The 13,908-nt window shown below is 46.7% G+C and carries 13 protein-coding genes; 7 read left to right on the top strand and 6 right to left on the bottom strand.

Going from position 1 to position 13,908, the window contains the following annotated elements:
• Positions 1–43 precede the first annotated feature (43 nt).
• Positions 44–787 carry a hypothetical protein gene (locus EHO61_RS03635; protein WP_135812255.1) on the bottom strand — a complete coding sequence of 248 codons (744 nt, stop codon included), beginning with the start codon at positions 785–787 and terminating at the stop codon, positions 44–46.
• A gap of 39 nt (positions 788–826) precedes the next feature.
• The gene (locus tag EHO61_RS03630; RefSeq protein WP_135812254.1) at positions 827–1,732 is read right to left on the bottom strand and encodes a sigma-70 family RNA polymerase sigma factor; all 906 of its coding nucleotides are present in this window, start codon (positions 1,730–1,732) and stop codon (positions 827–829) included.
• A gap of 36 nt (positions 1,733–1,768) precedes the next feature.
• On the opposite strand from EHO61_RS03630, the gene EHO61_RS03625 reads away from it, so the two are divergent.
• Together EHO61_RS03625 and EHO61_RS03620 are read left to right on the top strand one after the other, a co-directional pair.
• Entirely contained in the window at positions 1,769–2,674 is a 906-nt protein-coding gene (locus tag EHO61_RS03625; RefSeq protein WP_167884796.1) for a M23 family metallopeptidase, read from the top strand.
• A 23-nt stretch (positions 2,675–2,697) separates the two neighbouring features.
• Positions 2,698–3,357 carry an START domain-containing protein gene (locus tag EHO61_RS03620; protein WP_135812253.1) on the top strand — a complete coding sequence of 220 codons (660 nt, stop codon included), beginning with the start codon at positions 2,698–2,700 and terminating at the stop codon, positions 3,355–3,357.
• A 23-nt stretch (positions 3,358–3,380) separates the two neighbouring features.
• On the opposite strand, the gene dnaE is transcribed toward EHO61_RS03620, so the two are convergent.
• Positions 3,381–6,899, bottom strand: a complete 3,519-nt coding sequence (gene dnaE / locus EHO61_RS03615; RefSeq protein ID WP_210415302.1) for a DNA polymerase III subunit alpha — start codon at positions 6,897–6,899, stop codon at positions 3,381–3,383.
• Between the two features lie 389 nt (positions 6,900–7,288).
• Between dnaE and EHO61_RS03610 the strand changes: the two genes are divergently transcribed.
• On the top strand, positions 7,289–7,756 hold the full coding sequence (locus EHO61_RS03610) for a GNAT family N-acetyltransferase (protein ID WP_135812251.1): 468 nt from the start codon (positions 7,289–7,291) through the stop codon (positions 7,754–7,756).
• Positions 7,757–7,800: 44 nt separating this feature from the next.
• Here EHO61_RS03610 and gatB read toward each other — a convergent pair whose 3' ends face one another.
• On the bottom strand, positions 7,801–9,258 hold the full coding sequence (gene gatB, locus EHO61_RS03605; RefSeq protein ID WP_135812250.1) for an Asp-tRNA(Asn)/Glu-tRNA(Gln) amidotransferase subunit GatB: 1,458 nt from the start codon (positions 9,256–9,258) through the stop codon (positions 7,801–7,803).
• Between the two features lie 120 nt (positions 9,259–9,378).
• Here gatB and EHO61_RS03600 point away from each other — a divergent pair, with 120 nt between their 5' ends.
• Genes EHO61_RS03600 through EHO61_RS03585 form a run of 4 tightly spaced genes read left to right on the top strand, consistent with a single transcriptional unit; the run spans position 9,379 to position 11,768 of the window.
• Positions 9,379–10,134 carry a ParA family protein gene (locus EHO61_RS03600; protein WP_135812249.1) on the top strand — a complete coding sequence of 252 codons (756 nt, stop codon included), beginning with the start codon at positions 9,379–9,381 and terminating at the stop codon, positions 10,132–10,134.
• On the top strand, positions 10,097–10,783 hold the full coding sequence (locus tag EHO61_RS03595) for a hypothetical protein (RefSeq protein WP_135812248.1): 687 nt from the start codon (positions 10,097–10,099) through the stop codon (positions 10,781–10,783). The genes EHO61_RS03600 and EHO61_RS03595 overlap by 38 nt, the downstream gene beginning before the upstream one ends.
• Positions 10,783–11,466 (top strand): toxin-antitoxin system YwqK family antitoxin, encoded by a 684-nt coding sequence (locus EHO61_RS03590; RefSeq protein ID WP_135812247.1) that lies wholly within the window; start codon positions 10,783–10,785, stop codon positions 11,464–11,466. The genes EHO61_RS03595 and EHO61_RS03590 overlap by 1 nt, the downstream gene beginning before the upstream one ends.
• 20 nt (positions 11,467–11,486) lie before the next feature.
• Positions 11,487–11,768 (top strand): hypothetical protein, encoded by a 282-nt coding sequence (locus EHO61_RS03585; RefSeq protein ID WP_135812246.1) that lies wholly within the window; start codon positions 11,487–11,489, stop codon positions 11,766–11,768.
• Here EHO61_RS03585 and EHO61_RS03580 read toward each other — a convergent pair.
• Complete coding sequence (locus tag EHO61_RS03580) at positions 11,724–12,767, bottom strand: LIC_10230 family protein (RefSeq protein ID WP_135812245.1); 1,044 nt, start codon at positions 12,765–12,767, stop codon at positions 11,724–11,726. The two genes, EHO61_RS03585 and EHO61_RS03580, sit on opposite strands and share 45 nt — an antisense overlap.
• 27 nt (positions 12,768–12,794) lie before the next feature.
• Positions 12,795–13,799, bottom strand: coding sequence for a hypothetical protein (locus EHO61_RS03575; RefSeq protein WP_135812244.1), 1,005 nt, complete (start codon positions 13,797–13,799; stop codon positions 12,795–12,797).
• Positions 13,800–13,908: the final 109 nt, after the last annotated feature.

Raw genomic sequence — 13,908 nt, 5'->3', positions numbered from 1 at the left:
GCGAGACATAAGCTCGGAAGGGGAATCTGTTCGGAAGTCTCTTTTAATCTAGAAGAATAAAGAGGTCGATGGATTTCGACAAGTCTTTTCCCTGGAATTCCACGGTGTACTTGCCTTCTCTCAATCCGGCAAAGTTCGTAATACCATCCGAATTGAATTGGTTGGAAAGGATAAACCTTCCATCTTTAGAGAGGTTCACTCTTTGGAAATCTTCCGGTCTAGGGCAGTCGATTTTGACGCTCAAATACGCGGTCTCTTCCGTTTCTTGAACGACCTGATAGGTAAATTTGCAATCATCCTCTACTTTCTCTTCGAAGACGATGAATTCGGAAGCGGCCGGCAGCTTGGTCGTACTGGAACGCATTGCCGGAGCGTAGTCTACTCTCGTGTTGATCTGCAGAGTTTGGATTAGGCTATCGAAGAGTTGAGCACCCGATTTTCCTAATTTAACCACGATGGATTCCCGGCTCTGTTCCTTACGGGATAATTCCATTTCCACATATCGTTTTAAATATTCGGGGAAAGCTTTGACCTGCCAACCTTCCGTCAGCTCGGCTTTGCTAAGATCTAGATCTTCCTGAAATGTACGATAAGCATGGCTTCGACTAGCGGATTCGAAGTAAGATTCTTCGGCGGTTTTGATTCCCGCTTGAAGAGCTTCTTCCATTCGAATCAATTCGTTTTGTAACTCGGGACTTTTATCGATTCCGGAGATTACGGCTTCTTCTCCCTCAAAGAGAGATTTGTTTACTTCCGGTTCCGAGCCTGGTTCGCGTTTGGATTCCATTTGCGTGTGACGCTCCAATAAGGTTTAAGACGATTTCTTTTACTCGGACAATTCCGAAAATTTGAGTTTTTTTTGTATTTTTTCGATCAAACGCAGCAAAGTAACGCTGACATTTCCTTCCGTAATCCCCAAAAGGTCCGCTACTTCTCGGTAAGGTGTTCTGGCTAAAAAGTGACCTTTTTTGCGTTTTTCCAGGAGTTTTTTGCGCTGTTCGTATTTCTTTTTTAGGGCTTGGGAAGTCTTATCGACTTCCTGAGGAAGGATCGGCGCCTTCTTGATGGTTGCAGTTTGCTTCTCTTTTAACTCTAAAATGTTCAGATATAAGGAAGTAATCTTATCTTCCATCCGAATGTTTTCTTCCTCTCTGCGGGAAAGTTCCGTCCGGAGAGACATAATTTTTTGCTTCAGTTCTTCCGGAGAGAGTTTCGTTTTGGATCCTAGGAATTCTATCTCTTCCTCGTCTAGGTTCAGGTAATAGATATAGGAAAGTTTGAAAATCACGCGTTTCTCGATTCCGATTTCCCCCAATACCTGGTGGAAGTGTCGGGTGAGTTCCTGCGCTTCTTCGATTAGGTCCGGTCGTTGGTCCGGCTCGTCTTCTATCGTGGCGTATTCTTTTCCTTCCTTGTTGATCTTCCCCAAGTTGGTCATTTTCAGCTCGCGCTTGGTTCTTTGCCAATCGATGAGCATGTTGCGGAGAACGGAATAAAACCACGTCCGAAAACTGGATTTTCCTTTGAAGCTGGAAAATCTCGCGCCGGTCTTAAGACGTTCGAAGGCATACAGGAAGAAATCTCCCGCATCGTCTTCGCTCAAATGAAAGATTTTCATCGGAAAATTGTAGATGTCTTCCGAGTAGGCTTCAAAAAACAGCTTTAACGCTTCCTCGTCCCCGTCTCCACATCGGGTAACGATATCCAGGGTTTTATCCTTTGACAAATTCATTCTTACTGTAACCTTGCACCAGGGGGCCGACCCGGAATGAGATTCATCCCTACTATAGGCCTAATCTTGGCCGCGTTCCATCTAAGCACCTTTGCTGAAAACGATAAAGTAATAAATTTTCTATTCCCCGTGAAAACGGAAGGAATTGAAAACAAGATTAGTTCCGTCTTCGGAGAATCTAGGGGGGACCATTTTCATAACGGAATGGATATTTCCTCTAACGGGGAGCCGGTTTTGGCGATGGGAGAAGGAAAAATCCTTTATTCGCGGTTCGGCGAAGACGATCCGTTCGGAGACGAATTCGGTACCGGAAATTCCGTTTGGCTGGATCACGGAAAAGGAATATACACCGCCTATTATCACCTCAAAGACGGCCGTTTAAACGGCTTTTTGGAGGATCGCATTCTTGGAGCCGGAGAAAAAATCGGAACGACCGGAAATACGGGGCATTCCAGCGGAGCTCACCTTCATTTTTTAGTCCTAAAAGATTACGGAAAAATCATTTTAGATCCGATGAAATTTCTTCCTCCGATCGAGGACGACACGCCGCCTCAGATCGGAAATCTGTTGGTTCATGTAGGGGAAAAATTCACTCAGATTAACGACGGGGAAAACATTAATATTTCGCAATCCTTTCCCGTAACCGTCGGTATCCAGGATTCGGGTAAGAAACCCGGCCAGCGTAGGGGAGTCGCACAGATCCAGACGTTTTTAAACGGTGAGCCGTTAAAAAAGGCGGGTTTTTCCTCTTTGAACTACGATCGGGGAGAATGGAGAAATCCCGAAGGGTTCCGCTTCGGCGAATTGTATTACCGGGACCAATATCTTCTCGGCAATTTGGATTTTCGGAACGGAGAAAATACCGTTCGAGTTTTGACATGGGATTTTAAAGGAAACTTAAGTGAGAAGAGCTTTACCTTTTACGTGACGCGTATTAGATAATCCTTCTCCTTCGGTTTTTCGGTATGAATACTTCGGCAAAACAACGACAGAATCTTTTCTTCGGTAAGGCGTTTTTTTCCGTATTCCTGCACGGAATTTTTACGGTTTCCTTCCTATTTTTTTCCTCGGATGTAATCGCGGGCGATTGGGTGTATCTGAAGGAAGAAAACGGCGTGAAAATTTTTAAGAGAGCTACCGATTCCCGTTTTGACGCGTTTAAAGTCAGCACTCTGATTTCTCGTTCCTTGTCCGAGGTTAGAAACGTTTTTTTGAATATTCCCGGCCATACGAACTGGATCGCGAATTGCAAAGAATCCCGTTTGCTCGGCGGAAAAGTTCCGGATAAATTCATTCATTATTATTTGATCGGAGCTCCTTGGCCTGTAAAGGACAGGGAGATGATTTTGGAAACGGAATCCTTTTTCGACACTCAGAAGAGGCGAGTCAGTATTTTAACGCGTGCAGTAAACGATCCTAACGTTCCCGTAAAAAAGGATTCGTACAGAATCACCCGTTCCCATATACAATGGACTTTGGAGGAAGTGTCCGATAGTTCCACGTTAGTCACGTATGTCAACCAAACGGACCCGGGCGGAGACGTTCCTTCTTACTTATCCAATTGGTCTTCCGCGGGCGCACCGACGGAGACGATCCTGTCTTTAAAGAGACTTTTGGAAAAATGAACCGGGGGACCGGAATTCTTTTATCACTTCTTGGTTACTACGGATTCTTTGGGAGAGAATACGCGAATGTTTTCTCCGAAACTATAGTACACGGTCTCGCTTCCTAAGAGACCCACGAGCCGATTCATCAGTTCGTCGTTCGGATGTACGGAATAATGATCGTGAGCACGGATCACTTTTTTTTCCTCGTTTCCGGATACCAAATGAAAGTAGACGTGCGAGCTTCCTTGGTACGCAGCCAAAAGAGTGTGTAATTGTCCTATAATATCGGGCATTTTTCTATGCCTGTCTTCCAAACGGATATGAAGGGCCTTTTCCATCTTATCTTCGATGGTAGTTTGGTTCAGGATTTCGAAGCTATTCACCTTAATCTGGCCGCGCAGCTCCGATTCTCCGGCCTCGATCCGGTCCAAGTCTCCCTTGATGAAAACCGCCTCGTCTTCTCGGATCAGGTCCTTAAACTTCTGATACACTTTCGGAAAAGCGACGCACTCTATCTCTCCCGTCCGATCTTCCAGCTTAAAGTTCACGAATTCTTCTTTCTTTTTGGTGAACTTGATTTTCAAAGACGTCAGAATTCCCGCGATCTCCACCTTTGCCCCGGCTCTGGTATCGTCCATTTTTTCGATCGGAATGCTGTTTAGGCTCCTCAAGTGTCCTTCGTACTTATCGAGAGGGTGGCCGGAAAGAAACAGTCCTGTGACGAATTTCTCGCGCCGCAATTTTTCTTCCGACTCCCATTCCTCCGCTTCCTTGGGTAACTTGAGTTCGTAGGACAAGGTGGATTCTCCGAAAAGAGAAAACTGCCCTTCTGCGGATCGTTCCTGTTCTTTTTGCGCGAAGGACACCAGGCTGTCCATGGATTCGAAGAGGCATTTTCTGCTGTAGCCGAAGGAATCCATGGCGCCACCCTGGGCCAACGCTTCCAATATTTTCTTATTCAGAATACGCGTGTCTACGCCTAGTATGAAATCCTTAACGTCCTTGAATCCTCCGATCCGCTTGCGGACTTGGATGATGTTTTCGGCGGCGCCTTCTCCCACTCCTTTCATCGCCGAAATTCCGAAGCGAATCGTATGCTCGTCGATCACCGAAAAGGAAACGTCCGACTCGTTTAGATCCGGAGTCAAAACTTGGATCCCCATCTCTCGAGCATTATTGATGTATTTTACGATATCGGTGGTTTTGGAATGGTCCCCCGCGAGCAATGCGGCCATATATTCCGTAGGAAAGTTCGCCTTCATGTAAGCGGTTTGGTACGTGACTAGAGCGTAGGCAACCGAGTGGGATTTGTTGAATCCGTATCCTCCGAATTTTTCCAACTGGTCGAACAGGTCTTCGGCGAATTTTTTGCCGTGTCCTTTTGCTTGGGCACCTTCGACGAACTTAACGCGCAACGGATCCATGAGTTCTTTCTTTTTCTTTGCCATGGCCTTGCGTAACATGTCCGATTCGCCCATAGTAAAACCGCCGACGATGCGGGAAATACTCATCACTTGTTCTTGGTAAACGGTTAGTCCGAATGTTTCCTTTAAAATGGATTCGCAGGATTCGTGCGGGTAGGAAACCGGTTTCCTACCGCTTTTTCTTTCCAAGTATTCCTCCAACATCCCGGATTCCATCGGACCGGGACGGTAGAGCGCGATTAAAGCTACGATTTCGTCGAAATTGGAAACCTGGCTTCTGGCTACCAGATCGGTGATACCGGTGGATTCCAACTGAAAGATGCCTAACGTGTTGGCCTTTCTGAGTAGTGCGTACGTATTGGCGTTATCGAGAGGGATTTTATCCAACTCGAGTTCTATTCCTCTTCTTTCCTTAACCAATCGAACCGCGTAATTGAGCGTGGTTAAGTTCTTTAGGCCCAGAATATCCATCTTGATCAGGCCGACGGCTTCGAGGTTGTTCTTTTCGTACTGTGTGACGATCGAACGGACTCCGGGTCTTTCCTTTTCGGCAACCGTAGAGAGCGGCACTACTTCGTCCAAGGGGTAGGGGGAGATTACGACTCCCGCCGCGTGCCTTCCCGGTTGTCTATAGTTTCCTTCCAGTCGTTTTGCGATGGAAAAAATCTTTTTGTGCAGTTCGTCCTTTTGGCTCGCCTGTTTGAGATCCGAAGAAATTTCTATCGCTTCGTCCAATGTGATCCCGGGCTTGGACGGACAATAACTAGTCAAGCGATTGGCTTCGTCGAAAGGAAGGTTCATGACTCTTCCTACGTCTTTTAATGCAGCTTTTGCGGCCAAGGATCCGAACGTAATGATCTGTCCGACTCGATCTTCGCCGTACTTGTGTCGGATGTAATTGATCACTTCTTCCCGCCTTTCCACGCAGAAGTCGGTATCGATATCCGGCATATCCTTTCTATCAGGATTGAGAAATCTCTCGAAGAGAAGATTGAATCTGAGCGGTTCCACGTTCGTGATCCCTAACGCATAAGCTACGATGGAACCCGCCGCAGAGCCTCGTCCCGGCCCCACGGGGATTTCGCTTCTTTTTGCGAAGTTAATATAATCCTGAACGATCAAAAAGTAGCCTGCAAAGCGCATGTTCTTGATCGTTTCGAGTTCGAAATCGGTTCTTTCTCGGATTTCCCGAGTGACGTCCGAATAGCGCTCTCTGATTCCATCCCAGACTAATTTTTCCATGAAGGAATATTCGTCGTATCCTGCCGGAACGGGGAATTCGGGCAAAAGATAGTTCCCGAATTTGAGCTTAAGGTCTATCTTATCCCGGATTTCGAGAGTGGAATAGTACGCCTGCGGCAGTTCGGGGAAGAGCAGCTTCATCTCGGCAGGGCTCTTTACGTAAAAGTGTTGGTTGAATCCGAACTCCATTTCGTCTTCGATCGTTTTGCGCATTCCGATCCTGAGCAAAATGTCCTGAGCTTCCTTATCGTCCTTGCGAAGGAAATGCGAGTCGTTGGTCACGACCAGTTTAATGCCGCTTCTTTGGGAAAAATCATAAGCGCCTTTGGCGACGATTTCCTGCTCCGGAATTCCGTGATTCTGGATCTCCAGATAAAAATCCTCTTTTTTGAAGATTTCGTTCAGCTTTCCCGCTAACTGGAAGGATTCGGGAATTTTTCCTTCCAGAATTTTTCGGTTCACTTCGCCTGCAAGGCAAGCGGTCAGACATACCAGTCCCTCGCTATGTCTGTCCAGAAGATCGTAATCGATCCTGGCTTTTTTATAAAAGCCTTCCGTATACGATTTGCTTGCGAGCTTTATTAAGTTTTTATAACCTATTTCGTTTTTGGCCAGAAGAATCAAATGGTAGGCGTTTCCATCGGCGATGCGCACTTCCTCCACTTCCGCCTTGCGGTTCGGAGAAACGTAAAATTCGCATCCGATGATCGGTTTGACTCCGTTCTTTGTCGCCTCGTTATAGAACTCTATCGCCCCGAACATATTCCCGTGATCCGTCATGGCGACGGAACTCATTCCGAGCTCCTTTACGTGCTTCATCAGCTCTTTGATACGGATCGCTCCGTCGAGCATGGAATAGGTCGTGTGTAAGTGGAGGTGGGCGAAGTCTTCCATTCCAAGGGACATAATAGAAAGTCGGCTCCTGATTCGTCAAGTCCAGACGGTCCCGATCTTTCTAAGGCCTGAAAAACGAATCCTATCTTTATTAGACCCTTTTCGGAAAAAACGCTTTTCTTGAAAATCGCGCCTCCGTGCGGAGAAAATTCCCGGATTTTTATCGGAGAAAAGCCGGGACAATGTAGAATATTTTACCTCGGAGTAAGTCCGGTTCCGATTCGGATTTTTTGCCGGCTTGGAGCTTTGCAATTGTCAAATTAACGACACGGGTAGAATGCAGGCGATTCGGAGATTCCTAAGCGTTTTTGGCGAGGCTTTACATGCCGACGAGAATGCTTCGGTGCGAATCGATTTTAAAATAAATTATATATATGAGAAAACTCTAAATGTCAAAGCTGGAAATTACTCTCAGGATTGCGAGTCGTTCGGATTTGGAGGAATTGATCGAATTGTTCGACCTATATAGAAAACATTACGGTCTAAAATCCGATTACGCGGCTACGAAGAGATTTTTGGAAGATCGTCTTCTTCATAAGGATTCCATATTGATCGTAGCCGAGGATGCGGACACGATTCTGGGTTTCGCCCAACTCTATCCCACGTATTCTTCGCTGTTTCTCAAAAAGGACTACATACTGAACGATCTGTATGTTCGTGAAGGAGCTAGAAAGAAGGGTGTGGGAAAAAAATTGCTGGACGAGGCCGGAGCTGTGGTTCGAAAATTCGGCGGAAAGGGCATGAGCCTGGAGACTTTACCCGATAATCGCGCGGCGAGAAAGCTGTTCGAAAGTTTCGGGTTTCGTATCCACGAGGAATTTTTGCATTACTACTGGTCCGTGCCGTCGGAGAAATAACCGAATTTTTCCGGACCCGCGATTGATGTGTCCCGCCGCGAAGTTCAGCCTTTGGGCGGAAGCGGTCCGAGCTTGTCTAGTAACATTTGGTTTACCAGATTCGGATCCGCCTTTCCTTTGGAAACCTTCATCACATAACCCACGATCGCTCCGAGAGCCCGATCCTTTCCGGATTTGTATTTTTGCACGGCGTCTTCGTTTGCCGCGATCGCCTCGTCGACGATCCGCTCGATTTCCTTATCGTCGCGCACTACTACGAGATTTTTTTCGGTTACGATGTCTTCGGGGTCCTTGTCGTCGATAACCATCTCCTCAAAGACCGTTTTGCCGATTTTGCCGGAAATTTTTCCTTCAGAAATCATCTTTACTAGTTGGCCTATCCTTTTGGGCCCTACGGAAAATTCTGAAATTGTAATGTTTTCCTTGTTTACGATTCCCAAAACCTCGTCCTTTACCCAGTTCGAGGTGCGTTTTGCGTCGCCGGAAACCTGCAGAGCCTCTTCGTAATAATCGGCTATTTCCCTTTCGGCGGTCAAGACTTCGGCGTCGTATTTAGGCAGTCCTAACTTTTCGATGAATCGATTGCGTCTAGAGTCCGGTAGTTCTGGAAGGGACGCTCGGATCCGTTCCACCGTTTCCTGCGATAAGACGACGGAGGGCAAATCCGGATCCGGGAAATATCTGTAGTCGTGACTCATTTCCTTCGTTCTCATTGTCACGGTCACGTTGGCTGCGGAATCCCAGAGTTTGGTTTGCTGTTGGAAAGTTTTTCCCTGTGAAAGCATTTCGGACTGCCATTCCACCTCGTAATCGATGGCCGCTTTCACCGCTTTGAATGAATTCAGGTTTTTGATTTCCACCCGGGTTCCGAATTTGTCCGAGCCTTTCGGACGGATGGAAACGTTGGCATCGCAGCGTAAGGAACCTTCTTCCATATTGCAGTCGGAGACTCGGATATAACGCAGGACTGATTTTAAGGCCAGAAGATAATAGTAGGCTTCATCGGAGGATCTCAATTCCGGTTCGGAGACGATTTCTATCAGAGGCGTCCCAGCGCGATTCAGATCCACGTAAGAAAAGGGAATATTCGGATCAGCGGAGTGTATTAATTTACCTGCGTCCTCTTCGATATGGATTCTCGTGAGTCTTACGAATTTAGGGGACTCTTCTCCCTTTACCGTAAAGGAGACTCCTCCTCCAAGACAAATAGGCCGATCAAATTGGGAAATCTGGTATCCTTTGGGAAGGTCGGGATAAAAATAATTTTTACGATCGAATTTCGTGTGGAGTGTGATCTCCGACCCGAATGCGAGCCCGGCCATGATCGCCTTGTTTAGAGCCTCTTCGTTTAAAACAGGCAAAGAACCGGGAAGGCCTAGACAAACGGTGGATACCTGCGAGTTCGGGGGAGCTCCGAACTTCGTGGAGCTTGTGGAAAAAACCTTGGATTCCGTGTTCAATTGTGCGTGGACTTCCAAACCGATGACTACTTCGTATTGCACTTGGCTTCTCCTTTTTTAGCGACTGCCGGGCTAAACGGGGTTTTTTCCTTGTCCCTGGTTTCTCGAGGACGTATGGAGTTATTCTGAGAATAGGATTCGAGCAGGCAACGGATTTTTTTGATGAAGCAAGTGCTTTGTGTGGCAAATCAGAAAGGAGGCGTAGGAAAGACTACAACCGCAGTTCATTTAGCCGCGGGTTTGGCTTTAAAAGGAGACAGGGTTCTTCTTTTGGATTTGGATGCGCAGAACAATGCGAGCTCCGTTTTTCCCGAAGCGGCGAGCGAAACCGACAATGACGTGTTTTCCATTTTTAACGAAGGAGTCTCCGCAAAGGATGTGCTCAGGCCGACTCGAATTCCGAAACTGAGCCTACTTCCCTCTTCTCCGAAATTGGCCCAGGTGGATGTCCTACTTTCGGGTAAATTGGACGGTTTTTTCGCACTCAAAGAAGGACTGGAGAAAATTATGGAGGATTTTGATTGGGTCGTCATCGATTGTCCGCCTAGTCTTTCTTTAATCACGATGAACGCTTTCGTTGCGGCGAACGGATTGATCGTGCCTCTTCAGGTATCCAAATTTTCATTGGACGGGATCGAAGCGATTTTGGAAGCCAAGGCCGCGACCGTAAAAAGGTACAATCCGGGTTTGAAAATCCTAGGGGCTCTTTTGACATTATACCAGGCTAGAACCACGTTGTCCCAAACCGTTGTGCCCATGATCGCGGAACACCTTCGACTTTTCGACGCTAGAATTCCTCCGTCCGTTGCGGTGGAGGAGGCTCATCTTTTGAATCGGACTTTATACGAATACCAACCCAAAAATAAAGCGTCCAAGGAATATGCCCGATTTACGGACGAGGTTTATTCGCTTGGGTAAAAAATCGGATTCCAAAAAAGAACTACTTCGCAAGGCCGCCGGTGACGCTGTACGTAAAACTTTGGGAGGCGAGCATCCTCCGGAGAATACGGAGTCCGAACGAAAGCCGGAACCGATTGCACCACTGCAATCCGAGGAGAAATACGACGGGGAAAAACAATTGCCCAAAAAAGACCGCTTTCGGATAAACAACAGTATGAGGATCGACGAATACATGCAGGCCCCGTCCTCGACGATAAACGGGAATAAAAAATGGTTTAGGATTTTCGGGGTCGTATTGGTCGCGCTTTTGATTTGGTGGATTTGGCCGGCCAAACACGAAATCTATATGGACGTGGATAAGATGACGCCCGAAAAAGTATCCGGTATGAGCGCTGAAAAGGAATATCACTTCGCTCATGGGCAGGATTTTTTCATCTATTACAAACGGGGCGGATGGTTTTCTCCCAAGAAAATAAAATTAACGATTTATAAACTAGACGATAACCGTGCGGAAATCAGCGTTCAGGAAAAGGAATTGAAGAAGAGGATAGAAAAGTTTCAGACCTATTACGACGATTCTTTCTTTGACGAAGAAGGCTCTTACGAAGCCGAAATCAAAAACGAAGACGAGGAAATTCTCGTCGTTAAAAAATTCACGATCGATTGATGAATCGCTTTCCGTTACTTGTGATTGCGGCGCTGGTCGTATTCGGCTGCAACGTATCCGAACGTCCTGCGGGAATTCCTAAGGAAGCAAAATACGATAAATCCAGGAACGTATATTATCTCGACGAGCCCGGCAGGCAGAGGTTATATTACGAAAATGGAAGATTGTATTCCGATTGCGGAGCGGACGACAAAAACCTGCCTCATGGTCTTTGCCGGACCTTTGCACGTACGGAAGATAGAACCGTGTCCGAAGGAAAATACGAGCACGGCGCGAAAATCGGAGATTGGGTCTGGTATTTCCCGGACGGAAAAACCTACGTCGTCCAGAAATACGGAACTAGACCCAAAAGACCGGAGTCGATCTGGCTCGGAGAGGAAGGAAACGAAGAGGGACCTTATAAAAGGTTCTATCACGACGGATCGGTTGAAATCCAAGGATTCTATAAGGACGGACAAAAATCCGAATTCTGGCAAAAATACTTTCGCGACGGCGAACTGGAATATTCCGGATATTATTCCAAGGGAAAGAAGGTCAGAACCTGGTTTTACTATTTTCCGAATCGCTCCAAAGAAGCGGTCGAGGTTTTCGATAACGACGGTAATTTTCTTTCACGAACTCTGTATGCTCCCGACGGCAGGGAAATCTGCGAAGTGACTCCTAAAGGCGCTTCCTGCGGCTGAATCCTTTTAAGAATCGCATTATGGAACGAAAGTCTCCGTCTTGGGAAAATCGTGCCGCATGGTGTTTCTTTTTTTTAACCGTTTATTTAAGTTTCTATCTTACTTTTACGCATAGGGGAAGCGAGGCCTTGCTGATCGCCCTTTTACTCGTCCATATCGGAAATTATTTCGCTTTTAGAGGAAGCGTAGATGCGAAGCTATTTGCTCCGATATGTGCGTTACACCTTTTATCCGTTTATCTTTCCGGAAAAAATACCTTAGAGATTTTGACCGCCGTCGATCGCTGGAAACATGTTTTCTAACACGTTTATATTCACGATCAAAAGTGAAAAAATGAAAACGATGAAAACGATCACGAGCGTAAAGCCGACGACTCCGAAAAGGATGTTTCTGACGAAACGCATCTGAAGATAACTCAGGCCCAGTGCAAGATTTTGAAACTTGCCCAATTCGGAACTCTTACCTAAGCGGAGATAATTCCGAACATAAAATCCGCACAATACTAAAAGTGAGATCAGCATCAGAATTCCGAATTGGTTTGTGTAATTTTTCTGGAGCATAAAAAGGGGAATATAGACAAGATTCCCGACTAAAGCTCCTAGAAGGATAATGCTCAAGAAATGCAGGACGGATAAAAGGATGGTTTCGCTCTCCGCCTTACTTCCCGTCCGGAATTCGGCCTCTTCTTCCTTGAGGTTTCGGAGGGAAGAAAAACGGTCCGCTTCCGCGTCGTTGAAGACACTCTTAATGGATACGGTCATATATGCCAAAAAGACGATCCATCCTAAGACCAAAAGTACGGTAGGGAATCCCCAAAAATTCGCCCCAGAGGTCCTGACGGCTGCGCCGAGTAGCGTAGGCAAAATGGAAACGGAATACACTATTCCGAAAACGTAAAGTATCCTATTTAAAAAAGAGTAAAAGAAAGCTCTGTAGTAAAGGGAGAGAAAACAGGCGACGGACAAAAACCCCAGGAAGAAATAAAAGAAAATTTGGATCCTCAAACCGAGCAGGATTCGCCCGATTCTATCGATCGTATCTTCCGGTTGGGAATCCGTGGGAACTCCGTTGTCGCTCAATTCTGAAAGGATCTTTTGAGTCAGGAGCATTTGCGAAATCGTGCCGCCCTGAAAATAAAACCCGGACATCGGTTCTCTGCCGCTCCCGTCCAGCATGGACTCCATTGTTGTCGTGTCGTTCGCGTCCAGAAATGTGGGTTGGAGGAAAAGTTGGAATAAGCAAACGACAAGAAGAACGAAGGGAATGACGTAAGCTACGTGTAATTTGGAGATTTTCTTCATTGAGTAGGTTCGTATAACAAAAGGAATCTAGAATAAAAATACAAAGACCGCCACCATGCCGATACCGACGATTCCTAACGCGATGAGTACGGTTAGGAGTAGGCTCGATTCTCCGGCTTCGGTGCTCGACGCGGAGTGTTGGGAGATTGCGCTTCCTTTCGAAGGGCCTTTTTCTCCGGTATAGGGTCGGACTTTGATCGTGTTCTCTTCTTCGTAGACCTTCCCGAATATGTCGGCTCCGATTCGAATTACGGTCTCGCTTTCCGTACCCTTATTCTCCGTAGCAACGACCGTGGCCGGGACGGGTCGAATCGATCCGTCTTCGGTCTTGAGCTTCATCGTATCTATGACACCGAGTGTAGTCGGATCTCCTGTAAGCAGCTGGACCAGGATCTGGTCTCCCGGTTTCAATTGGTTTACGGGGATTCCGGAAACCGGGGAAAGGATAAACTTGAATTGTACGCGAACGGCATTCTGTGGAATGGAAGAATCTATCGTTAGGGCCGCCGGCGAAGGGATTGTAGGCGCGTCCTCTATGGAAGGAGGTCCTTCTTCTCCCGCGGAAGCGACGTTTTCCAACGGCTCGCGACTTACGCTGACTTCGCCCGCTTTTTCCCGGTCGATCAAAGAATACCAGACCTGAATTTCCGGTTTTACGTTTCCGAGAGCTTGGTTCTCCACTTGGGTGATCAAGTACCGGATTTTCTCGTCTTCTTTCTTATTAATGTAATGAAGCAATTGCTCCATAAAATCGTCCGATTGTCCGGAATTCTGGAAAAGTTCGGTAAGCTTATTGGTTAGATTCTTGAGCTGACGACCTTCATATTTGATTTTTTGGCAGATATTCGAAATATCCTTAAAAGTAGCCCCCGATAACTGGATATTGATCAACTCTCCGTTTCCGACGGCGACAATATCCAATTGCTCTATATGAGAGGTAACCGGATCCACAATCCCGCCAAAGAGCACATATAGCGAGGATGCGCTGTCCCGGGATTGAAAGAGGAAAGAATAAACTTGGTTGGAAGCCATAAACCTTTCGAATGAAATCGAACTCTTTCCGATTACCGAGAGGGAGTCGACTTTATTTTGACATCCTGCTTCGGAATCGTAGAATTGTCAAACTAAGCAATTCCATCGA

Source organism: Leptospira fluminis (assembly GCF_004771275.1).
GTDB lineage: Bacteria > Spirochaetota > Leptospiria > Leptospirales > Leptospiraceae > Leptospira_B > Leptospira_B fluminis.
This window is presented reverse-complemented; position numbering and strand designations above follow the sequence as displayed.